31 protein-coding genes are annotated in these 25,535 nt (G+C 57.7%); 17 read left to right on the plus strand and 14 right to left on the minus strand.

Annotated elements, in window-relative coordinates:
- Positions 1-542 precede the first annotated feature (542 nt).
- Positions 543-1,136, plus strand: coding sequence for a YSC84-related protein (locus ACIPF8_RS10125; RefSeq protein ID WP_400420348.1), 594 nt, complete (start codon positions 543-545; stop codon positions 1,134-1,136).
- A 99-nt stretch (positions 1,137-1,235) separates the two neighbouring features.
- Here the strand turns inward: ACIPF8_RS10125 and ACIPF8_RS10130 are convergent, their stop codons facing one another.
- Complete coding sequence (locus ACIPF8_RS10130; RefSeq protein WP_400420350.1) at positions 1,236-2,120, minus strand: lysostaphin resistance A-like protein; 885 nt, start codon at positions 2,118-2,120, stop codon at positions 1,236-1,238.
- A gap of 173 nt (positions 2,121-2,293) precedes the next feature.
- Positions 2,294-2,701: a VOC family protein gene (locus ACIPF8_RS10135; RefSeq protein ID WP_400420353.1), complete on the minus strand. Its 408-nt coding sequence runs from the start codon at positions 2,699-2,701 to the stop codon at positions 2,294-2,296.
- Positions 2,702-2,785: 84 nt separating this feature from the next.
- Between ACIPF8_RS10135 and ACIPF8_RS10140 the strand changes: the two genes are divergently transcribed.
- From ACIPF8_RS10140 to cysS, 5 genes are all read left to right on the plus strand, one after another.
- On the plus strand, positions 2,786-2,959 hold the full coding sequence (locus tag ACIPF8_RS10140) for a hypothetical protein (protein ID WP_400420355.1): 174 nt from the start codon (positions 2,786-2,788) through the stop codon (positions 2,957-2,959).
- Between the two features lie 156 nt (positions 2,960-3,115).
- On the plus strand, positions 3,116-3,484 hold the full coding sequence (locus tag ACIPF8_RS10145) for a DOPA 4,5-dioxygenase family protein (protein ID WP_400420358.1): 369 nt from the start codon (positions 3,116-3,118) through the stop codon (positions 3,482-3,484).
- A gap of 41 nt (positions 3,485-3,525) precedes the next feature.
- Positions 3,526-4,230 carry a right-handed parallel beta-helix repeat-containing protein gene (locus ACIPF8_RS10150; protein ID WP_400420361.1) on the plus strand — a complete coding sequence of 235 codons (705 nt, stop codon included), beginning with the start codon at positions 3,526-3,528 and terminating at the stop codon, positions 4,228-4,230.
- A gap of 89 nt (positions 4,231-4,319) precedes the next feature.
- Complete coding sequence (gene lepB / locus ACIPF8_RS10155) at positions 4,320-4,988, plus strand: signal peptidase I (protein WP_400420364.1); 669 nt, start codon at positions 4,320-4,322, stop codon at positions 4,986-4,988.
- A 204-nt stretch (positions 4,989-5,192) separates the two neighbouring features.
- Positions 5,193-6,590 carry a cysteine--tRNA ligase gene (gene cysS, locus ACIPF8_RS10160; protein WP_400420366.1) on the plus strand — a complete coding sequence of 466 codons (1,398 nt, stop codon included), beginning with the start codon at positions 5,193-5,195 and terminating at the stop codon, positions 6,588-6,590.
- A 70-nt stretch (positions 6,591-6,660) separates the two neighbouring features.
- On the opposite strand, the gene ACIPF8_RS10165 is transcribed toward cysS, so the two are convergent.
- The 4 genes from ACIPF8_RS10165 to ACIPF8_RS10180 all read right to left on the minus strand — a co-directional run bounded on the left by ACIPF8_RS10165 (position 6,661) and on the right by ACIPF8_RS10180 (position 10,215).
- Positions 6,661-7,953, minus strand: a complete 1,293-nt coding sequence (locus ACIPF8_RS10165; protein ID WP_400420369.1) for an NAD(P)/FAD-dependent oxidoreductase — start codon at positions 7,951-7,953, stop codon at positions 6,661-6,663.
- A gap of 10 nt (positions 7,954-7,963) precedes the next feature.
- Positions 7,964-8,728: an amino acid ABC transporter ATP-binding protein gene (locus ACIPF8_RS10170; protein WP_400420371.1), complete on the minus strand. Its 765-nt coding sequence runs from the start codon at positions 8,726-8,728 to the stop codon at positions 7,964-7,966.
- Positions 8,725-9,381, minus strand: a complete 657-nt coding sequence (locus ACIPF8_RS10175; protein ID WP_400420374.1) for an amino acid ABC transporter permease — start codon at positions 9,379-9,381, stop codon at positions 8,725-8,727. The genes ACIPF8_RS10170 and ACIPF8_RS10175 overlap by 4 nt, the downstream gene beginning before the upstream one ends.
- 72 nt (positions 9,382-9,453) lie before the next feature.
- A complete protein-coding gene (locus tag ACIPF8_RS10180) occupies positions 9,454-10,215 on the minus strand; it encodes an ABC transporter substrate-binding protein (RefSeq protein ID WP_400420376.1) in 762 nt (253 codons plus the stop codon).
- 184 nt (positions 10,216-10,399) lie between these two features.
- On the opposite strand from ACIPF8_RS10180, the gene ACIPF8_RS10185 reads away from it, so the two are divergent.
- The gene (locus ACIPF8_RS10185) at positions 10,400-11,194 is read left to right on the plus strand and encodes an IclR family transcriptional regulator (RefSeq protein ID WP_400420379.1); all 795 of its coding nucleotides are present in this window, start codon (positions 10,400-10,402) and stop codon (positions 11,192-11,194) included.
- Positions 11,195-11,269: 75 nt separating this feature from the next.
- Here the strand turns inward: ACIPF8_RS10185 and ACIPF8_RS10190 are convergent, their stop codons facing one another.
- Together ACIPF8_RS10190 and ACIPF8_RS10195 are read right to left on the minus strand one after the other, a co-directional pair.
- Positions 11,270-12,769, minus strand: a complete 1,500-nt coding sequence (locus tag ACIPF8_RS10190) for a CoA-acylating methylmalonate-semialdehyde dehydrogenase (protein ID WP_400420381.1) — start codon at positions 12,767-12,769, stop codon at positions 11,270-11,272.
- Positions 12,770-12,807: 38 nt separating this feature from the next.
- A complete protein-coding gene (locus ACIPF8_RS10195) occupies positions 12,808-14,094 on the minus strand; it encodes an aspartate aminotransferase family protein (protein WP_400420555.1) in 1,287 nt (428 codons plus the stop codon).
- Positions 14,095-14,273: 179 nt separating this feature from the next.
- On the opposite strand from ACIPF8_RS10195, the gene ACIPF8_RS10200 reads away from it, so the two are divergent.
- Positions 14,274-15,704: a PLP-dependent aminotransferase family protein gene (locus tag ACIPF8_RS10200; RefSeq protein WP_400420384.1), complete on the plus strand. Its 1,431-nt coding sequence runs from the start codon at positions 14,274-14,276 to the stop codon at positions 15,702-15,704.
- Positions 15,705-15,936: 232 nt separating this feature from the next.
- Here ACIPF8_RS10200 and ACIPF8_RS10205 read toward each other — a convergent pair whose 3' ends face one another.
- Positions 15,937-16,185, minus strand: coding sequence for a DUF3297 family protein (locus tag ACIPF8_RS10205; RefSeq protein WP_061535086.1), 249 nt, complete (start codon positions 16,183-16,185; stop codon positions 15,937-15,939).
- Between the two features lie 94 nt (positions 16,186-16,279).
- Between ACIPF8_RS10205 and ACIPF8_RS10210 the strand changes: the two genes are divergently transcribed.
- Positions 16,280-16,990, plus strand: a complete 711-nt coding sequence (locus tag ACIPF8_RS10210; RefSeq protein WP_400420387.1) for a helix-turn-helix domain-containing protein — start codon at positions 16,280-16,282, stop codon at positions 16,988-16,990.
- A gap of 12 nt (positions 16,991-17,002) precedes the next feature.
- The gene (locus ACIPF8_RS10215; RefSeq protein ID WP_400420390.1) at positions 17,003-17,776 is read left to right on the plus strand and encodes a CPBP family intramembrane glutamic endopeptidase; all 774 of its coding nucleotides are present in this window, start codon (positions 17,003-17,005) and stop codon (positions 17,774-17,776) included.
- 48 nt (positions 17,777-17,824) lie between these two features.
- Here the strand turns inward: ACIPF8_RS10215 and ACIPF8_RS10220 are convergent, their stop codons facing one another.
- Together ACIPF8_RS10220 and ACIPF8_RS10225 are read right to left on the minus strand one after the other, a co-directional pair.
- Positions 17,825-18,367 (minus strand): TetR/AcrR family transcriptional regulator, encoded by a 543-nt coding sequence (locus tag ACIPF8_RS10220; RefSeq protein ID WP_400420557.1) that lies wholly within the window; start codon positions 18,365-18,367, stop codon positions 17,825-17,827.
- A gap of 28 nt (positions 18,368-18,395) precedes the next feature.
- Positions 18,396-18,458: a hypothetical protein gene (locus ACIPF8_RS10225; RefSeq protein ID WP_400420560.1), complete on the minus strand. Its 63-nt coding sequence runs from the start codon at positions 18,456-18,458 to the stop codon at positions 18,396-18,398.
- A 138-nt stretch (positions 18,459-18,596) separates the two neighbouring features.
- On the opposite strand from ACIPF8_RS10225, the gene ACIPF8_RS10230 reads away from it, so the two are divergent.
- The 4 genes from ACIPF8_RS10230 to ACIPF8_RS10245 all read left to right on the plus strand — a co-directional run bounded on the left by ACIPF8_RS10230 (position 18,597) and on the right by ACIPF8_RS10245 (position 22,043).
- The gene (locus ACIPF8_RS10230; protein ID WP_400420392.1) at positions 18,597-19,628 is read left to right on the plus strand and encodes a saccharopine dehydrogenase family protein; all 1,032 of its coding nucleotides are present in this window, start codon (positions 18,597-18,599) and stop codon (positions 19,626-19,628) included.
- A 213-nt stretch (positions 19,629-19,841) separates the two neighbouring features.
- On the plus strand, positions 19,842-20,717 hold the full coding sequence (locus ACIPF8_RS10235) for an SgcJ/EcaC family oxidoreductase (RefSeq protein WP_400420394.1): 876 nt from the start codon (positions 19,842-19,844) through the stop codon (positions 20,715-20,717).
- 119 nt (positions 20,718-20,836) lie between these two features.
- Positions 20,837-21,292 (plus strand): GNAT family N-acetyltransferase, encoded by a 456-nt coding sequence (locus ACIPF8_RS10240; protein WP_400420397.1) that lies wholly within the window; start codon positions 20,837-20,839, stop codon positions 21,290-21,292.
- A 43-nt stretch (positions 21,293-21,335) separates the two neighbouring features.
- Positions 21,336-22,043 carry a hypothetical protein gene (locus ACIPF8_RS10245; protein WP_400420399.1) on the plus strand — a complete coding sequence of 236 codons (708 nt, stop codon included), beginning with the start codon at positions 21,336-21,338 and terminating at the stop codon, positions 22,041-22,043.
- Positions 22,044-22,064: 21 nt separating this feature from the next.
- On the opposite strand, the gene ACIPF8_RS10250 is transcribed toward ACIPF8_RS10245, so the two are convergent.
- Complete coding sequence (locus ACIPF8_RS10250; RefSeq protein ID WP_400420401.1) at positions 22,065-22,535, minus strand: GNAT family N-acetyltransferase; 471 nt, start codon at positions 22,533-22,535, stop codon at positions 22,065-22,067.
- 162 nt (positions 22,536-22,697) lie between these two features.
- On the minus strand, positions 22,698-23,468 hold the full coding sequence (locus ACIPF8_RS10255; RefSeq protein ID WP_400420404.1) for a nucleotidyltransferase domain-containing protein: 771 nt from the start codon (positions 23,466-23,468) through the stop codon (positions 22,698-22,700).
- Positions 23,469-23,664: 196 nt separating this feature from the next.
- On the opposite strand from ACIPF8_RS10255, the gene ACIPF8_RS10260 reads away from it, so the two are divergent.
- From ACIPF8_RS10260 to ACIPF8_RS10270, 3 genes are all read left to right on the plus strand, one after another.
- Positions 23,665-23,988, plus strand: coding sequence for an ArsR/SmtB family transcription factor (locus ACIPF8_RS10260; protein ID WP_400420406.1), 324 nt, complete (start codon positions 23,665-23,667; stop codon positions 23,986-23,988).
- On the plus strand, positions 23,985-24,392 hold the full coding sequence (locus ACIPF8_RS10265; protein ID WP_400420408.1) for an SRPBCC domain-containing protein: 408 nt from the start codon (positions 23,985-23,987) through the stop codon (positions 24,390-24,392). The genes ACIPF8_RS10260 and ACIPF8_RS10265 overlap by 4 nt, the downstream gene beginning before the upstream one ends.
- A gap of 104 nt (positions 24,393-24,496) precedes the next feature.
- Positions 24,497-24,907: a DUF1801 domain-containing protein gene (locus ACIPF8_RS10270; protein WP_400420410.1), complete on the plus strand. Its 411-nt coding sequence runs from the start codon at positions 24,497-24,499 to the stop codon at positions 24,905-24,907.
- Positions 24,908-25,033: 126 nt separating this feature from the next.
- Here ACIPF8_RS10270 and ACIPF8_RS10275 read toward each other — a convergent pair whose 3' ends face one another.
- Positions 25,034-25,435 (minus strand): DUF4148 domain-containing protein, encoded by a 402-nt coding sequence (locus tag ACIPF8_RS10275; protein ID WP_400420413.1) that lies wholly within the window; start codon positions 25,433-25,435, stop codon positions 25,034-25,036.
- Positions 25,436-25,535: the final 100 nt, after the last annotated feature.

The following is a 25,535-nucleotide window of genomic DNA, read 5'->3' on the forward strand; positions in this document are numbered from 1 at the left end:
CAAGGGGCGCGGTCGGCCGGCGACAGCGGCACCGGTGAATGCAGCCACAGATGGCCGTTGGCGAAGCGGACGATGGTCATGCGCGTATCCACCTGCAAACCGCTGGCGGTAAATGAGCACTATGAGCGCCAGCATAGCCTGCATTCCGTTGCGATCAAGAAGGACTTGAGAAAAATTGGCCGCGCTGTTTGTCCTGCATCGATGCACGCCGCGGCGACGCAAATAGTGCTCCAATGTGCGTTAGCGCACAGAAATACCGAGTTGTCCGTTGTAAAGTGAGCCGTGTCAGTGCAGATAAAGCTGCCGGATCGGATTGTTGATTGCTGCCGCTGGGGAACATTTCAGCTTTGGCGTGCTCAAACGACAACGTCTTGCCAGGATCGTGTCTGTGGCCGACATGGCCGTCATTCGGCACGATAGCGGAGAGCGAGACGCTTGGAAGATATCAAATTGTTACTATTCGATACACCTGTCTTAAGCTTAAATGCTATATTTGCAACACCATAATGAATCATAAACGGTATTTTTAGACGGAGAATAATATGCAAAAGAAATCACCATTGTTCCGCAATCGCAGCCTCGCAGCGATCACTATCGCGTTGGCCAGTGTCACCTTCGCCGGCTGCACCACAACCATGCCGGATCGCGATGCCAGCGCCAGCAGCAGCCGCAACGAAATCAATGCCGGTGCTGACGCCACTCTGTCCAAGCTGTACCAGACAGCCCCTGCTTCGCGTGATCTGGTTGCACGCGCCAAGGGCGTGCTGATTTTCCCGGCAGTGCTGCAAGCGGGCTTCGTAGTTGGTGCTGAATACGGCAAGGGCGTTCTGCGCGTTGGTAATCGCACCGAAGGCTATTACTCCACTACAGCTGGTTCGATCGGCTTCCAGGCCGGTGCGCAATCCAAGGCTATCGTCGTGCTGTTCATGACGCAGGATTCGCTCGACAAATTCCGTCATAGCGAAGGCTACACAGTCGGAGCCGATGCAACCGTGGCGCTGGCCAATATCGGCGCCAACGGCAATATCGACAGCAACACCGTGCAGCAACCGATTATCGGTTTCGTCACCACCAATGGTGGCTTGATCGCCGGCGTGTCGCTGCAAGGCGCGAAGATCAGCAAGATCAGCCTGTAATAGGCATAAGACGGCACGGCGACAGCCACGCCGCCTACTTGTATCGAACGGCACCTGCGGGTGCCGTTTTTTTTTGCACCACCGACTTCGGTTCTGGTTTCAGTTCAGATGAGGATAGGTGAAGCCAACAAAGTGCACCGCATTCAGGGCGAAATGCACGAAGATGGCGGCTTCGATGCGGCGGGTGAGGTGATACGCGTAAGCGTAGCCAAGCCCGGCGAGCGTCGCCAGCATCACATAGATGCCGCCGCCCGCAGCGTGGGCCGCGCCGAATAGCAACGCCGAGCACACGATTGCAACCGGCCGGCCGAAGCGCAAATTGGCCAGCGACAGCGCCAGGCGATCCTGCAGCAATCCACGGAAGAAAGCCTCTTCCGCAACCACCGTAAAGAACAGGTTTGTCGCCAGAAACAAAGCGCTGACTTGCGCGAACTTGAGATCAGGTTTGACATAGCCGATGCATGTCGCCAAGCCGAGCACCACTGCGACGGTAACCAGCGCAACCGGCCAGGTCTGTTTGAACAAGCGGCGCCACTCCGGCGCTGTCTCGGCGCGCCGGCACAATAGCGCCAGCAGGATCAGGCCGGCCGATCCCTTGTCGAAATTCGCATACTGGCTGAACGCAGCGGCGCCGGCGGACAATGTCATGTCCGCAATGATGAGCGGGTTATTGAAACCGGGCAGCCGATGCAAGGCCAATCCCAACGCCAGTAACGCCGTACAAACGCCAAAGAAATAGCTTTGTAGTGATTTCGGTTTGGACGTACTGGCGACATAGGCCGCGCCACCGAATGCCGCCAGCGAAACCAGCGCCGGCAGGCGTAGCACTCCCACCGCTAGTCCACACGCGATCGCGGCGATGAAAAAAACGATCCACGGGGCGATGACGACGCGCTCGCCGATTCGCAGCGGTTTCAGCCAGACGGCGAGGATGGCAAAGGCGAGTAATGTAAAAGTGAGGAAGATCGTTGCGGGAGAAATCATTGTTTTCAATAAGCGATGTATCGGCCAACGAAAATCCTAACACCGAGTGTCTGGATATCAACGATTTGTCCGAAATCCAGGGCGAGCTACCGACGCCATGTGCGCCTCGGTATGAAGCATGATGTGTTGCGGCTTCAGATTCTGCTGATGCGCCCGACTGCGACTGCCAGGTCCTAGGAAGCCGGCGGACCTTTGAGTTCGATTACATTACCCTCTGGATCATTGATGTAAATGGAAGGCCCTTCTCCTTCCGCGCCATTTCTCGATGCCAGCTCGCCCGCGTCCACATTGTTGGCGTTGAGGTGCTTACGGATGGCCGTCTCATTGAAAGGTTCGACGCGAAAACACAAATGATCGACATTGCGCCCTTCCCTGCCCGGCGCCGCGCCGCCGACGCTGCCAAGTTTGCCGTCGACCGGGACCAGGTCCACCAGTGAACGCCCGGCGCGCAACTGCACCAGGCCGATGGCATCGTTGCGACCTTCTATCGGGCAGCCGAGCACGTCGCAATAGAAGTGCAGCATCTTGTCCAGGTCAGTGACGCGCAGCACGACGTGGTCGATTTCACGGATATGGATCATGTTGGCAGGCAGGATTGGAGGTAAAAATTTCCTATGGGAATTTATTGTAGGTCAAACTGCCCGGATCGGTCCACCAGGCAAGGCATGGAAGCATTTGATATCAGTATGAATGCCGGTCTTGTTGCAGGATGGCAAGTTGATTACGCCGAGTTTGCCGCACCTTTCTTGCTCATACTTTGCTGCGGCACAGGTCATGACGACCTCAAAAGCAAAGAAATAGGCTTGTTAGAGATGGCGCGAATATTGCCTTCAATGTAGATTGATGCGCCGATTGTTGTTGCCACAGCATGTGCTGGTTGCAGCAATTCACAGCTAGCCTGTAGCTGTCGAAAGGGCGTATTCTTGAGGTGTTGAATGTTAAATCGGGTAGGCGCTGGTCTGCCTTGCTATTGTTGTTTGATTGGAGTTGTCTGAATGCCCGTAACATCCCAGCCGCGCATCACCGGCTATCACGCCCACATTTACTACAATATCGCAACACTGTCGCAAGCGCGTGCACTGTGCGAGGAAGCAACCGAACGCTTTGGATTGGCCATGGGACGTTTGCACCAGCGTCCGGTTGGCCCGCATCCGGACTGGAGCTGCCAGTTGGCGTTTGCGCCGGCCCAGTTCGGCGAAGTCATCCCATGGTTGGCCTTGAATCGCGCCGGCCTGGTCGTGTTCATCCATCCCGAGACCGGGGACGATTTGCTTGATCATAGCGATCATGCGATCTGGATGGGCGAGATGCGGCCGTTGAAATTGTCGATTTTCTATGGTGCAACGGAAACATCCGAAATGTGAGCCGGTGTGGCCATGCCGCCGCCGGCAAGCAGGAGGTTGCCATGCGCAATCGCGTTTCAAAGTGGCTGATAATGGCCTTGGTCCTGGCTATGGGCCTGACGTTGGCTACGGTGCATGCGAGGGCTGACGGCATAGTCCGGATTAGCCCGGGGCGTGCCGACAAGCCCGGATTCCTGGTAGTCATCGAGTATCCCGGGCAATATGAACTGAGTGGCAATCTGCGCGTAACAGACGCCAATACCACTGCGGTCGAAATCAATGCCGACAATGTCACTTTGGACTTGAACGGCTACACCATCCAGGGGCCGGCGCGCTGCGCGAAAATGACGGCATCCTGCGCCCCGGCCGGCAGCGGCAACGGGGTGCATGCGGTGAATCGCCGCAATGTCCTTGTGAAGAACGGCAATATCGAGGGCATGGGCAACTACGGCGTTTACCTCGAAACCAACTCCGGGCGCATCGAGCGGCTGGTCCTGGCCGGTAACGCTCACGGCGGCGCGGTGTTTTTCGGCGGTTCGATCAGCGACAGCATCGCTGAAGCGAATGGCGGCGACGGCGTCTTCGGCGTCGATCTCAAGGTGCGGCGCAATGTGCTGCGCAACAATCGCGGGTATGGTCTCAAGGCTTTCGGAAAAACCATGTCACGCAATAATGAATTCATTGGCAACAACCGCAATGCCGCGCAGAGCAATCTCAAATCGGTAACGGGAAATGGCGATACCTGCGCCGCTGCGGCCTGTCCATAATCGGCCGACCCTCGGCCGACAATCGGCTGGAATTGCGGGTAAGATATCCCAAGTGATTTCCTCCCGCGATACACCGACAGGCGCACAACATGAAAAATTGGATACGGCTCAACAAGGGTTTCCTGGTGTTCCTGTTTCTCTTCGGGATTTTCCGCACGGCGATCGCCGACTGGAATCCGATTCCGTCAGGCTCCATGCGCCCCAATCTGGTGGAAGGCGACGTGGTGTTCGTCAACCGACTAGCCTTCAATCTCAAAGTCCCGCTGACCAACATCGTGCTGACCCATCTGGGCGAACCGCAGCGCGGCGACGTCGTCACTTTTTTCTCACCCAAGGATGGCACCCGGCTGATCAAGCGGGTGATTGCGCTGCCGGGCGATACGGTCGAGATGCGCGATGAAAAGCTGCTGATCAACGGCCACGAAGCTGACTACGCACTATTGGATTCCGTACCCGAACCGCTCGATCACGGCGGCAGCATTGTTGCCGTGCGCCTGCGCGAGCAAATGGGAGCGGAACAGCATCGCATCCAGGTTTTGCCACAAGTGAATGCCGGCCGCAATTTTGCGCCGGTGGTAGTGCCGGCCGACCATTACATGATGCTCGGCGATAACCGCGACAACAGCGCCGACTACCGCTACTTCGGCTTCGTGCCGCGCGAACTGCTGATCGGCCGCGCCGAACGGGTGCTGGTCTCGGCTGATATCAAAGGCAACTGGATGCCACGCGCCGACCGTTTCGGCATGCAGATACGCTGAACTGCTGCGGCTTGACCGCGCGAAACGCTGCAAGTTAGTATGAGGGATGCTTAGTCCCCTCTCCCATTCCTGTCACGTCCTCCGCTTGCGCTGTTGTCGCAGGCCATCCTTGCAGCGCGGCTGATCCGCCGCGCTCGTTCGCTTGTGCCCTGCCAGCTGCTTGTCGCTCTGGCATATCTGCAAAAAATTTCGGAAAACAATCGCATGGAATTGCATCTGTACGACAGCTGGGAGCGGCGCGTCCGGCTTTTTGAAAGTATCGTCCCCGGAAAAGTGGGTTTGTATTGCTGCGGCCCCACGGTTTATGACTATGCGCATATCGGCAACCTGCGCACTTACATTTTCGAGGACTTGCTGCGCCGGACGCTGCAGTTCAACGGCTACCAGGTGCAGCATGTAATCAACATCACTGATGTTGGTCATCTGGTATCGGATGCCGACCACGGCGAAGATAAAATGGAAAAAGGCAGTCGCCGCACCGGCAAGAGCGCCTGGGATATTGCGGCGTTTTACAGCGCCGCCTTCATGGCGGATTTTCAGGCGCTCAATCTGCTGCAGCCGGAAACCTGGTGCCGCGCCACCGCATACCTGCCGCAGCAGATCGCCTTCATCACCACACTGGAACAGAAGGGCTATACCTATCGCACCGCCGACGGCATCTACTTCGATACCGGCAAGCAAAGCGATTACGGCTACATGGCGCGGTTGGATCGCAATGCGCTCCAGGCGGGCGTTCGCGTCGCGCTGGGCGACAAGCGTAGCGCCACCGATTTCGCGCTATGGAAATTCAGTCCGCCCGATGTGCGGCGGCAGATGGAATGGGATAGTCCATGGGGCCGTGGCTTTCCGGGTTGGCATATCGAATGCTCGGCGATGTCGGCTGCACATCTTGGCAGCTGGTTCGATATCCATTGCGGTGGCGAAGACCATATCGCGGTCCATCACAGCAATGAAATCGCCCAGACCCAGGCTTGCCACGGCACGCGCCTGGCGAACTTCTGGATGCACGGCTATTTTTTGCAGACCGGTAGCGAAAAGATGTCCAAGTCCGGTGGCGAATTCCTGCGGCTGCAGACGCTGCAGGATCGCGGCATCGATCCACTGGCCTATCGCTACCTGTGCCTGAGCGCGCACTATCGCAGCCAGCTGGAATTCAGCTGGGACGGTTTGCAGGCCGCGGCCGTCGGCTTGCAGCGTTTGCGCGATGCCTATCATCGCTGGCCGCAAGGTGGCCACGCTGACGACACGTGGTTGCTGCGTTTTCGCAGCGAGGTCAATAACGACCTGAATTTTCCGCGCGCGTTGGCGCTAATGTGGGAACTGGTGCGAAGCGATACGGATACCGCGACCTGCAGGGCGACCTTGCGTGCGATGGATGAAGTGCTGGGCCTGGATCTGGATAATTGGCGTCCGGCGATTGTGGAAGTACCGGATGGGGTGGCGCAATTGGCTATGCAACGCCAGGCCGCACGCGTAGCGCGGCAATGGCAGGAAGCCGATCGCTTGCGCGAGCTGATCCGTGCGTCTGGTTTTCTGGTGGAAGATACTGCCGCGGGGCCTGCGCTGAAACCGGTGCCGGAAGGCGTGGTGCATGACAGCTGACATCACCGGTGCAAAGTGTCCTTTGCTAGCAATGCGCTGACGGCATACTCTTCATCGAGTAAGTCGTACCTCAGGAAAATTTGTCGAGGATGCTGTAATACGCAACGCCGGCTGCGATGTAGAAACGTTGCAGTCCGTGGAATGGGATCGGCTGTATCGTGCTGATCGGGAATGGGAATGCCGCATCCGTGTGCAGCAGGCGCTGCGCCAGGCAGCGGCCCATGGTCGAGGCCATCGCGATGCCGCGGCCGTTGTAGCCGAGGGCAATCGTCAAGCCTGCGGCGGGTTCATGCACGTGCGGCAGGAAATCGCGCGTGATCGCTACCCGGCCGGCCCAGCGGAATTCGTATTCGATGCCGCTCAGCTGCGGAAACAACAGTGCCAGCGATCGTTCCAGATGGCTGAAATCCTGCGCTCCTTGTGGATCGGCAAACGGGCCGCGGCCGCCCATCAGCAGGCGGCCGTGGGCGTCGCGTCGGTAGTACAGCAGCAGGCGCCGCGAATCGGACACCACTTCTCGGCCGGTCAGGATGCTGCCTCCCAATTGTGCGGAAAGCGGCTTGGTGGCGACGATGAAACTGTTGGCGGCAATCACCGATTGCTTGAGGCGCGGCCACAAATCGCCGGTGTAGCCGTTGGTAGCGATCACCACCTGCTCGGCCGTCACGCTCGGGCCGGCGGCAGTGTCGACCCGCCAGTGGCCGTCTTGCCGTTGCAGGCCGGATACCAGCGTGTTGCCGTGGATAGCGGCGCCGTGCGATTGCGCCGCCCGCACCAGGCCACGGCAATAGCTGAGCGGCTGGATGCTGCCGGCACGGCGATCGATCCAGCCGCCGACATAGGCCGGTGTGCCGATGCGCTGGGCGACGCCGTCGCGCGTCAGCACCTCAACCGGCGCGCCACGTTCGGCCCATTGCCCTGCGCGTTTTTCCAGCGTGCGCATCACCTTGTCGGAATGCGCCGGCTGGATCCAGCCGTTGCGGGTGGCGTCGCATTCGATGCGATATCGGTCGATCAGGTCGTACACGGTATCGGCAGCCTTGCCGATGGTGTCGATCAGCAGCTCGCCCTTTTTACTGCCAAACATCACGTTCAATTCGTCGGGATCGTATTTCAAGCCGGGAATCACCTGGCCGCCGTTACGACCGGAAGCGCCCCAACCCGGTTCCGACGCTTCCAGCAGGCAGACGTCGACGCCAGCCTGGGCCAGATGCAGGGCCGTGGAGAGCCCGGTGAAACCGCCGCCGATGATGATCACATCGGCCTTGCGCGAGGCCGCCAGCGGCAGTGTCGGTGCGGCCGGCGCGGCGGTCGCCGCCCATAACGAAGGAGGCAACGCTTGTCCTGCAGTGATGTTGTTCATGCTGTGCTTTTTAATTTGATGCTGGCGCGCCGGCTTGCGGGCCCTGGTCCTGACCAAGTACGCGGCGCAGGAAATCCTTGGTGCGTGAATGTTGCGGCGCGCTCAATACCTGTTTCGCTGCGCCTTCTTCGACAATGGTGCCGCTGTGCAGGAAGCAGACGCGGTCGGCGACGTCGCGCGCGAAGCCCATCTCATGCGTAACCACGATCATGGTCATGCCGTCGTCGGCCAGGTTGCGCATGACGGCCAGCACTTCACCCACCAGTTCCGGATCGAGCGCTGAAGTCGGTTCATCGAACAGGATCGCCTTCGGTTTCATCGCCAATGCGCGGGCAATCGCCACGCGTTGCTGCTGGCCGCCCGACAATTGATTCGGATAGGCATCGGCGCGTTGCGCCAGGCCGACTTTGTCGAGCAAAGCCAGCGCTTCTTTCTTTGCGGTAGCCGGTGCGATCTTGTTGACGTAGACCGGCCCTTCCATCACGTTCTCCAGCACGGTGCGATGCGGGAACAGGTTAAAGCGCTGGAACACCATGCCGACATGGGTGCGCAACTGGTGGATGGTGGACGATTTGCTGTCGACCCGTTCGCCTTCGATCAGGATCTCCCCGCCTTCATAGGTTTCGAGGCCGTTGATGCAACGCAGGACGGTCGATTTGCCGGAGCCGGATGGGCCGATCAGGCATACCACTTCGCCGGCGGCGACCTGCAGCGAGACGCCTTTCAATACTTCGTGTTCGCCGAAGCGCTTGTGGATTTGTTTGACTTCAATCATTTCCGCTTCCCCTGTCCAAAGCGCGCCTCCAGCCGTCGCGTCAGCAGCACCAGCGGCAGGCTCAACAGCAAATACATCAACGCCACCATGGTGTACACGGTCATGTTCTGGAAGGTCGACGAGGCGATCATTTGCCCGGCGCGGGTCATTTCCAGCACGGTGATGGTAGACACCAGCGACGAATCCTTGAGCATCATCACCAGCGTGTTGCCGTACGGCGGCAGCGCGATGCGAAATGCCTGCGGCAATACCACGCGGCGCATGATCATGGTTCTGCGCATGCCGATCGACTGCGCCGCTTCGATCTGGCCCGGATCGACCGCTTCGATGCCGGCGCGGAAATTCTCCGCCTGGTACACCGAGTAGGCGATGCCGAGGCCGATCACGCCGGCCTGGAATGCGCTCAACTGGATGCCCAGTTCCGGCAGGACGAAATAGATGTAGAACAGCTGCACGATGATCGGCAAGCCGCGGATGATGTTGATGAAACTGGCCGCGAACCACGACACCGGCCGTAGCTGCGACAGTTTCATCAGCGCCAGGAGCAGGCCCAGCACAGTGCTGAGGATCAGCGAGTAAAAGGTGACTTCCACCGTGACTACTGCGCCGCGCAGCAGGATTGGCAGGAAATCCATGACGTTCTGGATCAGCATGATTTACTTCTCAACGAGGAAGGAAGCGGCAGCCCGCCCGGACCTGGACAGGAGCGGGCAGATCGCTCGTGATCAGTTCAGATTCCACTGCTGGACGATCTTGGCCAGTGTGCCGTCGGCCTTGGCGGTGGCGATCGCCTTGTTGAGCCGCTCCAGCAATTGATGATCGCCCTTGCGCACCACCAGGCAGACATCGCCGACCAATGTTGGCTGGTATTCCTTGACCAGTCGCACTTGCGCATTGGCGCCTTGTGACAGCTGGTAGGCGACGATCGGACGATCGCCGAAGCCGGCTTTGATGCGGCCCAATGCGACGTCGCGCATCATGTCGGCGACAGCGTCATAAACGCGCACTTCCTTGAAGCCGCCTTTCTTGTTGAGGGCGTCGACAAAGATGGTGCCGACCTGGGCGCCGACGACTTCACCTTTCAGATCATCCAGCGTCTTGTAAGTGCGTTTGTCTTCCGCGTTGACGAACAGGCCTTCGCCATATGAGTAGACCGGATCGCTGAAATCGACGATTTGCGCGCGCGCCGGGGTCTTCAACATCGCTGCGGCGATGATGTCGATCTTGTTGGACGTGAGCGAGGGAATCAAGGCCGAGAACGGGGTTTGCTGGATGTTGACGCTGAAGCCGGCGTTCTTGCCGACTGCGGTCACGGTATCGACCATCATGCCTTGCAGCTTATTGGTTTTGACATCGAGGAAGGTGAACGGTACGCCGGTGGAGGTAGCGCCCACCGTGAACGAAGTCTGCGCGATGCTGGCCGAGGCGCCGGCGGCTGCCACCAGCAGGACGGTTGCTTTGGTGAGGCGTTGGATCAGCTGTTTCATGTATTTCCCCTCTGTGTGGAAGCCAGGCGCTTGGCCGGCAGGTCCTGCAGTTGATGTCAAAATTCGCTGTGTGATTAAGTATATTCAATTTATTTGTATCGTCAATAGATATTTGTGTATCGATATTCGATACATGATGCGAATATTGGATATAATTAATCATCGCGCACAGTGAGAGATACCGATGAAAGACCAACCATCGCAAGAAGTTGCCGACGCCTTGTTCAACCAGTCGCTGGAAAAAGGCCTGGCGGTGTTGCGCGCGTTCGACGCCCGGCGCCGCACCATGACGCTGGCCGAAGTGGCCGAGGCTACCGCGATCACCAAAAGCTCGGCGCAACGCATGATCTACACGCTGGAGGCGCTCGGTTATGTGAAAAAGCATGCGACCACGCGGCGTTACCAATTGACGCCGAAAGTGATGGAGATCGGCTACAACTACCTGGAAGCCGATACGCTGGTCGATGTCGCCAATCCGTTCCTGGCGGAGTTGGCCACCACCACCGGCGAAACTACCAACATGACTGAGCCGTACGAGACCCAGATGGTGTACGTGGCGCGCTTCGTCGGTCATCAATTCATTCCGATCCACATGCCGATCGGTAGCCGCATCCCGATGTATTGCACCGGTTCCGGCCGCGCCTACCTGAGCACGCTGGCGCCAGCCGATGCGCGCGTGCTGCTGCAGTCCGCGCCGCTGACAGCGCGCACGCCCCACACCCGCACCAATGTCGACGACATCATGGCGCAACTGGCGACGGTGCGCGAGCGCGGCTACGCTTGCAATAACGAGGAGCTATTCCTGGGGGATATGACGATTGCTGCGCCGATCGTCAGCAACCAGGGCGCAGCAGTGGCTGCAGTCCACGTGGTGACGCCGACCAGCCGCTGGACGATGGAAGAAGTCGAGAAAAAAATCGGACCGCTGGTGCTGGAATGCGCGCGTTCGATCAGTAATTCGATCCGCACGCTGACTTGAATGGGAGTCGAATGAAAGTGTAATTGCCGGTCGTCGCGCAGCGCTCGAAACGCTACGCGACGACAGTGAACGGCTTTATTTCGCAACCGGCATCGTGAACTCGGCGCCCTTGCCGATGCTGTCCGGCCAGCGCTGCATGATGCTCTTGTAGCGCGTATAGAAGCGGATGCCTTCCTCGCCGTAGGCGTGGTGATCGCCAAACAAAGAACGCTTCCAGCCGCCGAAAGAATGCCAAGCCATCGGCACCGGAATTGGCACATTGATGCCGACCATGCCGACCTGGATTTGCCGCGAGAACGCGCGCGCCACGCCGCCGTCGCTGGTGAACAGGGAAACGCCGTTGCCGAACTCATGGGCGTTGATCAGTTCCACCGCGCGGGCCAGGTCCGGCACCCGCACCACCGCCAGCACCGGCCCGAAAATCTCTTCCTTGTAGATGGTCATGTCCGGCGTGACGTGGTCGAACAGCGTGCCGCCGACGAAGAAACCGTTCTCATGGCCGGCAACGCGCAAGCCACGGCCGTCGACCAGCAATTTGGCGCCCTCTTCCACACCCTTGGCGATATACGCCTCGACCTTGGCCTTGTGTGCGCCAGTGACCAGCGGCCCCATTTCCGAATCGGCTTGGTCACCATTGCCGATCTTCAGCGCCGCCGCGCGCTCTGCCAAGCGTTCCACCAGCTTGTCGGCCACATCGCCGACCGCTACCGCCACCGAGATCGCCATGCAGCGTTCGCCGGCCGAGCCGTACGCGGCGCCGATCAAGGCGTCGACTGCCTGGTCGAGATCGGCATCCGGCATCACCACCAGATGGTTCTTGGCGCCGCCCAACGCTTGCACGCGCTTGCCGCGTTTTGCGCCTTCGGTGTAGATGTATTCGGCTATCGGCGTCGAGCCGACGAACGACAGCGCCTGCACATCAGGGTGTGCCAGCAGCGCATCGACCGCCACCTTGTCACCTTGCACCACGCTGAAAACGCCCTCCGGCAGCCCTGCTTGCTGCAGCAGGTCGGCGATCAGCAGGCTGGCCGACGGATCGCGTTCGGAGGGTTTCAGGATGAAGCAATTGCCGCAGGCCAGCGCCACCGGGAACATCCACATCGGCACCATCACTGGAAAGTTGAACGGCGTGATGCCGGCCACTACGCCGAGCGGTTGGCGCAGGTTCCAGTTATCGATGCCACCGCCGATGTTATCGGTGTGGCTGGTTTTCAGCAGATGCGGAATGCCGCAAGCGAACTCGACTACTTCGATGCCGCGCACCACTTCACCTTTGGCGTCGGAAAATACCTTGCCGTGCTCGCGCGTGATCAGCGCGGCCAGCTTGTCATGGTTCTGTTCCAGCAGCTCCTTGAACTTGAACATGATGCGCGCGCGGCGCAGCGGCGAGGTTTCAGACCAGGCCGGAAACGCCGCACGGGCGCTGGCAACAGCCTGATCGACTTCCTTTACGGAGGCCAAAGCAACCTGGGCGACGACAGCGCCGGTAGCCGGGTTGTAGACGTCGGAATAGCGTTCGGAGCGGCCGGTGACTGGCGCGCCGTTGATGAAGTGATTGATTTGTGGTGTGTTCAATGAGGTGTTCAAAATATCGCCCGCAATATGGATTCTGATTATTTGGTTTCGTTGAGTGCTTCGCGCACAGTCGCAAAAATCCGTTCGATTTCTTCCGGCTGCACGATCAGCGGCGGCGAGAAGGCCAGGATGTCGCCGGTATAGCGCACCATCACGCCCTTTTCATAGCACCTGCGGAATACTTCATAGGCGCGCGCGCCCGGCGCATCCGGCCGCGATTCGAGTTCGATGCCAGCCACCAGGCCGAGGTTGCGGATGTCCTTGACATGCGGCGCGCCGGCCACGCCGTGGGCTGCCTTTTCAAACAACGGCGCTAGCGTACGTGCCCGTTCGAACAAGCCTTCATCGCGATACAGGTCGATGGCGGCGATGGCGGCGGCTGCGGCCACGGGATGGGCAGAATAGGTGTAGCCGTGCATCAGCTCGATGCCGCCGACGGCGGTCGCCTGCACCACCGTATCGTGGATCTCGCGCTTGACGGCGACCGCGCCCATCGGGATCGCCGCGTTGTTGATGCCCTTGGCGAGCGTGATCAGGTCCGGCGTCACTTTGAAGTATTCGCTGGCCGTGGCAGTACCGAGACGACCGAAGCCGGTAATCACTTCATCGAAAATCAACAGGATGCCGTGCTTGCTGCACAGCGCGCGCAGGCGTTCCAGGTAGCCCACCGGCGGCACCAGCACACCGGTCGAGCCGGCCAGCGGTTCGACGATGACGGCGGCGATGGTCGAAGCGTCGTGCAGCGTGACCAGGCGTTCCAGTTCATCCGCCAGGTGCGCACCCCATGCCGGTTGGCCTTTGCTGAAACCGGCTTCGGCGATATTCAATGTGTGCGGCAAGTGATCGACGCCGGGTATCAGGTTGCCGGAAAACGCCTTGCGGTTGCCGACGATGCCGCCCACCGAAATACCGCCGAAGCCGACGCCGTGGTAACCACGTTCACGACCGATGAAGCGGGTGCGCTGTCCCTCACCGCGGGCGCGGTGATAGGCCAGTGCGATCTTGAGGGCGCTGTCGACCGCTTCCGAACCGGAGTTGGTGAAGAAAATCCGGTCCAGCCCAGCCGGCATCAGCCCCGCCACTTTTTGCGCCGCTGTGAACGCCAGCGGATGGCCCATCTGGAACGACGGCGCGTAATCCATCGTGCCGACCTGGCGCGCCACAGCGGCCGTGATCTCTTCACGGCAATGGCCGGCGTTGACGCACCACAAGCCGGCGGTGGCGTCCAGCACCTGGCGGCCGTTGTCGGTCTGGTAATACATGCCTTTGGCCGAGACGAACAGCCGCGGCGCTTCCTTGAACTGCCGGTTGGCAGTGAATGGCATCCAGAATGCCGACAGGTCCTGATCCGATTGATGTGTGTTCACAGTGGGTTCCGCCGCAGTGGTTGGTAATGCCGTCGATTATTGCAGTTACAATCCACATTGTTAGATACACTTGGTACAAATCACAGAAATTGTATTGCTGTGTTCTGCAATCTGTACTGATTACACTTTGAGGCCGTATGACGGATATTCCACCTTCCCGTTTCAACCTGCAGCTGGATCGGCAATCGGCCCTTGGCCTGGTCGAACAGGTGGTGGCTGGACTCGCACGCCTGATCGACAACGGCAAGTTGCGGCCTGGCGAGCGCCTGCCATCGATTCGTCAGTTCGCCCAGGAGCAAGGCGTCAGTAATTCAACCGTGGTCGAAGCCTACGAACGGCTGGTGGCCGCCGGCCTGCTGCTGGCGCGGCGCGGCTCCGGCTTTTTCATCGCCAAGCGCGATGTGACGGAGCGCAGCGGCTTGCCGCCGATCCAGTTGAACCCGGTGATCGATTCGGCCTGGCTATTTTCTGAAGTGTTTGCCGACGAGCGAGTGCCGATCAAGGCCGGTTGCGGCTGGTTGCCGAGCAGCATGCTCGACGGCGAGGGTTTGCACGCGGCAGAGCGGCGCATCATCCGCTCGCCCGGCGCGCAGCAGGTCGGCTACGGTCATCCCTACGGCTACGCGCCGCTGCGCCAGACCATCGCCAAATCATTCGCCACCTGGTCGCTCGATATCGCACCGGACCAGGTCGTCACCACCCACGGCGTGACGCAAGCGCTGGACCTGATCATGCGCACGTTGGTCAAGCCCGGCGACACCGTGTTCATCGAAGAACCCGGCTACTGCAACCTGATCGCCATGCTGAGGCTGGCGAATATCGAAGTGATCGGCGTGCCGCGCACCGTCAGCGGCGTCGACCTGGAGCGGCTGGAAGAACTGGCGCAGATCCATCGGCCAAAAATCTTCTTCACCAATCCTGTCCTGCAAAACCCGACCGGCACCACCTACACCCCCGCCTGCGCGATGCGCGTACTGCAAGCCGCCGAGCGGCATGGCTTCTGGGTGGTCGAGGATGATCTGTACCGCGAACTGGCGCAAGCCACCGATCCGATGCTGGCTGCGCTGGACGGCTTGCGACGGGTGATTTACGTCAGCGGCTTTTCCAAGACCATCGCACCGTCGCTGCGGCTCGGCTTCATCGTCTGCCAGGCCGAGCTGGCGCGCGAGTTTGCCCGCACCAAGATGGTCCTGACGCTGACCAATTCAGAAATCACCGAACGGCTGGTCTACAACGCCCTCACCGAAGGCCACCACCGGCGCCACGTCGAGCGCCTGGCTGGCACCTTGCTCACCGCGCAGGCGCAGGTCAGCGCCCGGCTGGAAGACGTCGGCCTGCTGCCGTTCGCGCCACCGCGCGGCGGCATGTTCTATTGGGCGCGCATGCCGCACGGCACGCTCAGCGCCAACGAAATCGGCGACCAGGCCTTAAAGCAAGGAATCTGGCTGGCGCCAGGCGAATTTTTCCACGTATCGCAGTCAGAACATGCTTGGTTCCGCTTCAATGTGGCGTTTTCGGATGTGGCGAAGCTGTCGGATTTTTTCAGGAAGTTGACGGCGGCGGGTTGATGTATTTGCGCCGGAAGGAAACGCTCGCAGATACCGCGCCCACTTTCGATCAGTGTGATATCAATGGCCGTATTTGGCCTGCAATGATCTGATAATTTGGTTTTCGCTGCGTGTCTGCGCAATGAGTGGAATCGGCCAAGAGCGGACGTGTAATCGCCATCGAAAAAGCGTTAGCGCGCACGTCCTTGCAGACAATCAAAGAAGTTAAGAAATACTTATCAAAGAACAGCGCCTACCGATAGAAGGGTTCGACCTTGCCTTTTACTTTAGTCATCAAGGGATTGCCCTTTCGATCTAGCGCCTTTCCGGCCGGGATTTTAATCCATCCCTCGCTGATGCAATATTCCTCAACTTCGAAGCGCTCTTTATCGTTAAGTTTAATACCGACATCATGTTCAAATATGGCGGCATTATAGTAAGGGCTACGAGGATCGACTGAGAGCCGGTCAGGAAGTGGGGGGCGGTTTTGGGTATCGTTCATGGCCATAATTATCAACGATAAGATTGACCAAGACAATTTTTTTGCGTGATTGCACTAAATCAAAATAAGTGAACGTAGATTTGAAGGAGACACCATGTCTGGCTTCTACTCAACACCCTGCAGCGCAATGGCGCCTGGCGTGACTATTCCACGCCACGTTCATGTACAAGCCTACGCTACCATCGTACTCGATGGCGGTTATCAGGAAGCAGGTGACGGTGGCCGCTGGGATGTGCGCTCTGGCGACGTTCTACTGCATGCGCCGTTTTCGGCGCATTGGGATCTGGTAACGCCACGCGGTGCAAGGGTGTTGAACTTGCCTTTGCTGGCTCCCATCCAATTATCCGCATGCGGACAGGTTGGTGATCTTGATCTGGTGATCCGTTTGACCATGCGCGATCAGGTAGAAGCGGCAGCCGTGCTCATGCAGAATTGGCGTCAGACCCAAAACGCACTGAACGACGCGCCGGATCTCATGGCGCACGCAATGTCGGATGCCGATCCGTTCGGCGTCCAGAGCTGGGCATCGGCAAATGGCGTGTCGCGCGTAACGGCATTCCGCTGCTTTCGTTCTGCTTATGGCGTAGAACCTACGCGATATCGTGTTGAGGCGCGTGCCCGCGCAGCCTGGCAGATGATCGTGTCCAGTAAGCTGAGCCTGGCCGAAGTCGCAGCGGCCGCCGGCTATGCCGATCAGGCGCACATGAGCCGCGATGTCAAAGCATTCACTGGCCGCTCGCCCGGTGTCTGGCGCTCAGGTGATGGATTGAAACATTCGTTCAAGACCGAGATGCACCAGTATTGATATTGTTAGCACATGACAAATACAACTACCCTACCGTTGGACCGCCCGTTCTTCCAGATAACCGGATTCAAATTCCGTCTCTGGCCGATTGTTTTGGCCGCCGTGCTGATGCAGGCCATGCTGTGGCCAGCCCGCGAAGCTGCGCGCTGGCTATTCAAGCAGCATGCGGACTGGTTTCATCATCAAATCTGGGCATTTGTCGGGCTGGCCGAATTATTCCAGATCGTGGCCGGACTCATTGCTATCCTGATCATGAAACGCCTGTTGCCGCAGGCGGATGCCAATCTTCGCTGGCCACCGCACCGTAGCTACGCCGGACTGGCTGTATTTGTCGGCGTCGTCATGGCGGCGATCATGCTGGTTGCGGACTATTGGCCGCAATTTCTCAGCCACACCCCGCTCAAAAGCGATTACGAAATGACAGCTATCGGCGTCCCGGGCTGGCTTTTTGTGATGTTCGTTGCCGGTCCCAACGAGGAAATCGTCTTTCGCGGTGTATTGGTCGGTATGTTGACTGTGCTGATTCCGGGGCGCCTGAGACTCGGGCGATTCGAAATCCCGATCTCCGGCGTTATCGTCAGCCTGCTGTTCGGCGCTGCGCACTACAACAGCTTCTTTGTTGACCCGCTGTATCAGGCTGTTGCGCAACAACTCTATGCTTTTGCCTTTGGACTAACCTACGTCTGGCTAATGGAACGCTCGCGCAGCCTGCTCGCCCCCATGATCGCGCATGGAGTCAGCGATCTGGTGGAAGTGGGAGCGGTGATGCTGCTTGCTGTAGCTTGAAGTCCAGGCTGCGTTCTCTTCGAAGATCTGTTGCCAGCAACTCTTAAGCTAGCAGCTCTTAGCCGCAAGGGCCAAGGCAAGTCCCGTCGTTACGAGCGAGTGCACCGAACCCTTCTTGCCAAGCAGCTGACCGTTCACGTAGGCGCCGTCGATGAGAAGCACGAGCTGATCGGCCAATTGGCTGGGTTTGCTGGCGCCGATCTTCTTTGCCAATACGCTGAGGCGACGGTGCAATTCGATCTTGTTTCTTGTGGCGACTGCGCGGGCGGGATGGGTTGGGGCCGGAAACTCGGTTGCCACATTGAGAAACGGGCAGCCGCGATATTTTGGCTCAACGATGTGGCGAGCGATCCAGCGCAGCAGCGCCTGTAGTTCTGCATCGGCATCACCCTTCCCGCTCGCCGCGACTCTGTCCCAGTCACTCCAATACTCGGCGTCCTCACCTTCGAGAAACGCAACCACTAAATCATCCTTGGTTGCGAAGTGCCGGTAGAGGCTGGTCTTGGCGACGCCCGAGCGTTCGACGACGAGATCGACGCCGACGGCCCTGACCCCTTCCTGGTAGAACAGCGTCGCCGCAGTCTCAAGGATGCGTTCCCGTACGCTCGGCGTGCCGCGCTCATCTGCATCTGTAGCTGCGGCAGCAGTACTTTTTTTCATTGCATTTCCTCCATATCGGCACGGCGGCTTATCTTCACTATACGCAACATCATGCCAGAAATAATCTTGACACGCTACAGATCTGTATCTACACTCATTTCAAAGAGTACAGATCTGTAGCGTTTTGCGACGGGTGGCTCTCCATCGAAAGGAATTTGCGATGTCATCAAATCAAGCTGTAGCCGTGTATGGCGCCTATGGGCACACCGGGCGGTTCGTGGTTTCGGAGTTGCAAAGGCGTGGTTGGACACCCATCCTTTCCGGGCGCGATCCCGTGAAGCTGAGTGCTTTCGCGGCGGGATATCCCGGGCTTGAGGTGCGGCCGGCATCGGTTGATGAGCCTGCCGCGCTTGATCGTGTGCTGGAAGGCGCGGTGGCGGTCATCAACTGTGCCGGCCCGTTTGCCAGCACCTCCGCACCGGTGATCGAAGCGGCATTGCGGGCACGGATTCCTTATCTCGATGTCGCCGCGGAACTGGAAGCCAATATTGATACATTCGCGCTATTCGCCGATCGCGCACGCGAAGGAGGCATTGTGGTGGTGCATGCCATGGCGTTCTATGGCGGACTGGGTGATCTGCTGGCGACGGCGGCGATGGGTGACTGGACTTCGGCCGATGAAATTTCCATCGCGTATGGGCTTGATAGCTGGAGACCGACCGCCGGAACACTGATCGCTGGACAAGTGTCGAGGGAGCGCCGGGATGGTCGTCGGGTTGTCTTCGCGAACGGGAAAATTGCGTATGCGGAGGGAGAAGCACCTATCACTGAATGGACGTTTCCTGCGCCACTGGGAAAGCAGCCGGTCATCTCGGAATTCACCATGGCGGACACGGTGACAATCTCGCGTCACTTGAAGACGCCGGAGATTCGCTCGTACATGACGGTCGCAGCAATCAATGACCTGACCAATCCGAATCAACTGGCGCCGACGGCAAGCGACGAAAGCGGACGGTCGTCACAAACCTTTCTGGTAGAAGTGGTCGTGCGCAGAGGAACTGAGGAGCGCCGGGCAGTTGCCAGCGGCCGAGACATTTATGCGTTCACTGCTCCTCTCGTCGTCGAGGCGATGGCGCGTGTCGTCGGCGGCCAGGTCAAAACAGCTGGTGTCTATACCGCTGGAGAGGTGTTCGATGCGGCGGACTTCCTGGCGTCGCTCTGTCCTGAGCATCTTTCGTTGGACATGCATTGAGAATCAGCCACAAGCAGTCATTGATTGACGAGCAGGATTAAATATGCGATCTTGAAGGCTATGAAATTTTTCTACGCACAAACTTCAGCAATTATTCGCACCATTCAAACCATGGTGGGATAGCGCTTGTTTTGCAGTAGCTAAAAACCCGCCCTCGAGGCGGTTTTTTTTCGACTGCTTCCTGGGAATTCCCCAACTAAACAGGAGGTGTAAATGAAAACCAGGGCGCAGGAGCTTCAACAATTCATCGAATCGGCGGATAGCGCAATCAATCGGGAGGATTTCAACGGATTGATGGATTTTTATTCGGATGACGCAACGCTAGTCGTCATGCCCGGCAAAACCGTCAGCGGGAAAGATCATATCCGGAAGGCGTTCGTTGCCATCGCCGAGCATTTCAATCACAGCCTGGAAGTGACGCAAGGTGAAATGGTGGTGATCGAGGCAGGCGACACTGCACTTGTCGTCGCCAATACGCAACTTGCAGCAAACAAAAAAACTGAATCGCCATTTTCGATGGATCGGAATGCGAATTACGTCTTCAAGAAACTGGACGACGGTTGGCGCTGTGTGATCGACAACTCCTACGGCGCCGAGCTGCTGACCAAAACCAATGTCCCAACCCTGCACATGGTCTGCGGAAAAATCGCATCCGGGAAATCGACGTTGACCCTCCAACTCGCCCAGCAGCCAAAAACACTGCTCATCAGCGAAGACGAATGGTTGAGCCGGTTATATCCAGGCGAGATAAAAACATTGGACGATTATGTCCGTTGCACCACCAAACTTCGTGACATCATGGGCACTCACATTGAACAACTGCTGCGGGCAGGAAATTCAGTCGTCCTGGATTTTCCGGCGAATACGCCGAATACCCGCCGATGGATGCGGGATATCATCGACAATGCCGGCGTTGCGCACAGCCTTCATTATCTGAACGTCTCGGATGAAGAGTGCAAAACGCGCTTGCGGCGCCGCAATGAAGAAGGTTCGCATCGATTCACGACAAGCGACGCGGAATTCGATGCGATCACCCAATACTTTGTCGCCCCGTCTCCCGATGAGGGCTTCAACATCGTTGAGAAGTGACTTGATCCGTCCGCGTAGTATCGATATCAAGCGGTTGTGACGAAATCGAAACGGCCAAATGCGGACGGTCGAAAGTTTGCGCCAAACTGGTGTCTATTCAGATTGAGAAAGGAGCCGGAATGGAGGTACAGCTGACTCGCGTGGTGCCAGAGAAGGCTGACGATGTGCGCCGACTTATGGAACGCGTGATTGTTGCGAACGTTGAAAGCGACGTTTCTGTACATCAGGATATGATCGTCAATGTGAACAAGAACCTGGACTTCTGGCTTGCTCATCCAGAGAGATGCGTCCACATCAATGCCACCTTGGACAATCAGATCGTCGGTATCGTGCTGGTCAAGGATTTCTGGAATCTATGCAGTCTCTTTGTCGACACGCAGGCTCAATCACGAGGTATCGGTCGCATGTTGGTGGAGGCGGCCAGCACGGCTTGCAAGAGCAGAAGCCCTAAGCAAGCTCTCCTTTTGAATGCAGCGCCTAACGCCATCCGATTCTACGAACAATTAGGTTTTGTCTCAAGCGAGTCTGAGCAGGTTCTTCCGGCAGGTTTCAGGGCATTGCATCTGGCGCTGTAGTTAAATATAGCCATAAATTGTTGGTCTTTGGATTGGAGAAAATATGGCTGGTAAAACCGCGGTAATTTTGGGAGCGTCAGGCTCAGTTGGACAAGCCCTCCTCGCCGAGGTTGTGTGCTGCGGCGGCTTCAGCCGGATTCTTGTCATGACGCGGCGCCCGCTCAATTTGCAATTGGCTGCGCAGGTAGAGGAGCGGCTGGTGCCGGAGATGGAGCCAGACAAACTGAGTCAAGCGGTTGTCGACGCATTGCGCGAGATTGACGGTGAGGTGACTGGGTTCAGTGTTTTGGGAGTGGGGGCCGGCACGGCCAAACTTTCTTTGGATGAGCACCGCGCCATCGATGTCGATCTCAATGCTGCTTTTGCCCGAGGCTTGAAGGCATCGGGAAAAGTTCGGCACCTGGCCTTCATGTCGGCAATGGGTGCCGATATTAACGCCAAAACTACCGGTTCCGGCGCCGCAGGAATGGCTCGCTATTCCCGCGTCAAAGGCGAGGCCGAAGCAGCGGTTACGAGTCAGGGTCCAGCCGTCGTCAGCATCTTTCGTCCAGCCATGATTATCGGCTCTCAGCATACGCCATGGCTACTCTCGGCCGTTCTGCCGCTCTTTACGCCGCTATTGCCAGCGAAGTTTCGTTCGATTCGGACGACGGAGATTGCGCAGGCAATGGTCGCCGCCGCCCTGCGCCCTCCGCAGCAAAGTGCGATTTACACTTATCCTGAAATGATGGCATTGATTGCTGGCAGATAGGCGCTTCGGCGGGCGATGAGATCAGGTCTTGCAAATTTCGTGACACATGCGAAGAGTAGTTGAGGACGTCTTTGAGTTGGACGCATATTCTTCCTCGACGACGGGAGCATACCCAGCCTGACGGTAGAACTCAACGGCGTTGAGAGATGCCTCAAGAGTGAGCGCCTTGATTCCGTGCTTAATTGCCATGGCCTCAAGCGCGCGTAGGATTTTCAATCCAATGCCTTGTCGGGATTGCTGCGGACTGACATAGACAGCGTCGATGAACGCAGTCTCCGGGTTTAGTTGGCCGAATGCGACGACACTTTCATTTACCTCTTCGACGATCATGGTTTGTTGTTCAATCGCCGCGTGATATGTCTCAGCAGTTCGAGAGGTACACCAGTCCTCTATTTCCGCAGCTGGATAATGCGAAGAAGCATGTGCCCGAATTGCGGCTATCCTTGTTTGCAATATTTCGGGCGCATCAGAGATTTTCGCGAGTCGGAGCATTCTTCTGTGGCCTGACGTGATTTAAGGTGGTGCGTCCTGCAAAATTGGCTGGTGCTCAGGAGAGATCAGAACTGCGAACGCCGGCTGTAGGATTTCAATAATTTGTTGCCACCAGCGCCTGAATCCACAGTCGATGACGAACATTCAGCTACTGGCTACACGTCATATCTGCAACTGCAGCCACGCCGAAAAAATCCGCAAGCGTTCGACGAAGTCGCCTTGGTCGCTATCCGAGATCCGTTGCTGGCAAAGAAAAAAGGCAATCTGCGATCTCATTTCTGGGTATGTCAGCAGGAAATGATCGACATGATCTTCGAGTGATTCAGGCCATGATAATGCTTCGATGGGGCACAATACGTTGGTAGAGCGAATCAGTTTTCTTGACGCAGCTCTCTTGAGGCGTTCGATCAAGAGGGCATCCTTCTCAGTTCCGATGCGCTGCGCATAGGCGGCCAGCACCTCAGGAAAATCCCCATTTACAGCCCTCGCAATCAATCTGGACGGACGAAATAAAGCGAATCGGTTCGCAAGATCATTGCCATGGACGCATCGACAATGATGCTTTAACCAGAAACCCCATTTGTAGAGATTCTCGGAAGCATTGACTTCCGCGAGATGCCCAATATCGAAGTCGACCTTTGTCACTTCGGGATGTCCACTTTCTAGTGCAAGGCGCACAGCCTCAATGGCTTGCTTCTCTTCCAAAGTAGGTTCGCGAATCAGGATCAAGGTGACGTCCAAGTCCGAGATTCCAACCTTGGCGTCGCCTCTCGCGACGCTGCCGTATAAGTACACGCTGTCAATCAACGGGCCCAGGCAATTAGGCAGCACGTCGCATAGATTGTTGACCGCTGCCTGGAAGGCGGCCTGAATTGGTCTGCATGGTATGGTGCGGATGAATCCCTCAGCATCTACGTTTTTTGATTCAACCAAATCTGTCCTCCCCGTCGCACGTTAGCTGGCATCAAGAGATATCTTAATGCCAGCTGCAGGTTAAGCGCTGTAAATAGTCCGCGATACTCATTCAAAATTCGCTCCTTGACATTCATAACCAAATGGTTATGATTAACTTCGTGGGGCAGCAACTTCACAGAAATCAAAACGAAGCTCACATAGGCAAGGATTCACAATGCACGCAGAACCGACGGCTGTTCTCAAAATCTTGTCTGATCCAACACGGCGCGCAATTTTTGAGCGCTTGAGCAGGGGTGGCGAAATGACGGTGCATGCCCTGACGGATCCGTCGGGGGTGTCGCAACCCGCGATTTCGAAGCATCTTGGCGCGCTCAAGGAAGCTGGCCTGGTGCGTGGCCGGCGTGACGGGCGGGAGACTTATTACAGCGCGGAACCGAAAGCGCTGGCGCCATTGATTGAATGGATCAATTTTTATTCGACCTTCTGGAACAGCCGATTTGACCGCTTGGAAAACCTACTGAAGAGGATGGATCAATGATGCAAACCAACGATACCAAAACACTGATTGTCGAGAGGGAAATGCCGCACTCCCCTGACAAAGTCTGGCGCGCGCTCACGCAGCGTCCTCTGATTGAAGATTGGTTGATGGAGAACGATTTCGAGCCTGTTGTCGGCCATCGTTTCGATCTTCGCGCTGACTGGGGCGTGGTCGAGTGCCAGGTCCTGGCGATTGAGCCGAACAAAGCGCTGTCTTACACGTGGGAAGCGATGGGTCTCAAAAGCGTCGTGTCCTGGACTCTCACCGCGACGGCAACGGGAACGCAGCTGCGCATGGAGCAATCTGGCTTCCGGCCGGATCAGCAGCAAGCCTACGCGGGCGCCAAGTACGGCTGGGAGAAATTTTTTACCGGGCTCGAACGCGTGGCGGGAGGCCTTTCCTGAATTGCGCCGGCGTCTCGTACTAGCAGCTCACACGCGTTACATTGCATTGACTGCAGGCGCTTATTTTTATATCCATAACCATCCGTAACTTCCAGGAAGAGAACATGAAAATATCGGAGACAAGCCAGGGATTACCAGCATCGGACCTCATCACCAGGAAAATCGACGGACTCGGAGACTGGCGCGGCGAAACGCTTGGCAGGATGCGCAAACTCATCTTGGCAACGGATCCGGACATTGTTGAGGAAATGAAGTGGGGGGACACGCCGGTTTGGTCGCGCGACGGCATCATCTGCACCGGCGAATCCTACAAGAAGGTGGTGAAACTTACCTTTGCCAAGGGCGCGTCCCTGAAGGACCCGGTCTCCCTCTTTAACTCGAGTCTCGACGGCAATGTGCGTCGGGCAATCGATATTCACGATGGCGAAGAAGTGGATGAGTCGGCCTTCAAGGCGCTGATCCGTGAAGCGATCGCGCTCAACAGTGCCGGCAAGTCGAAACCATCGAAGAAATAGAAATCTTAGGAAGTTAAATGACAAAACCCGCGCACTCGTCATGAGGCGCGGGTTTTGTCGTTTGTAGCCGGTAGTGGCAAATGCAGCCGGATGTCCGCTGCATCGCCGTGAACTGATTGCCGGGAATCAGGACTTGGTGTTCGAGTCGATTGGATATTGCGAGCCGCTGAAATCGAGTTGGCCGGAAGAACGGGCTTGCGACAACTCGGCTTTGACTTCGGCGCGGGTTTTACCGACGGCGTTCGATGGTGTGAACACTGGGTATTGCGAGCCGCTGAAGTCGAGTTCGCCTGCAGCGCGGGCTTGTGCCAGTTCTGCTTGCACTTGGGCGCGGGTCTTGCCGGGGGCGGTCGATTTCGCCAGAACCGGGTATTGACCGTTGCTTTGCACCAGTTCACCGGCGGCTTGGGCGCGGACCAGTTCAGCTTGTACCTGGGCGCGGGTCAGAGGAGTAATGTTGTTGTCTGCAAAGGCAGGGGCGGAGACGATTGCTGCAAATGCCAGAGTGGCGATGACTGTGGTTTTCATGATGGTTCTTTCTTGATTTTCAAGTTAATGACAAAGTGCCAAATACAGCGGTTACACAAGCGCCTGTACTAACAAGAATCTCGACAAACCTACTACGCTG

The sequence above is a fragment of the Collimonas sp. NPDC087041 genome, from assembly GCF_044745265.1.
In the GTDB taxonomy this organism is placed as follows: Bacteria; Pseudomonadota; Gammaproteobacteria; order Burkholderiales; family Burkholderiaceae_D; genus Collimonas.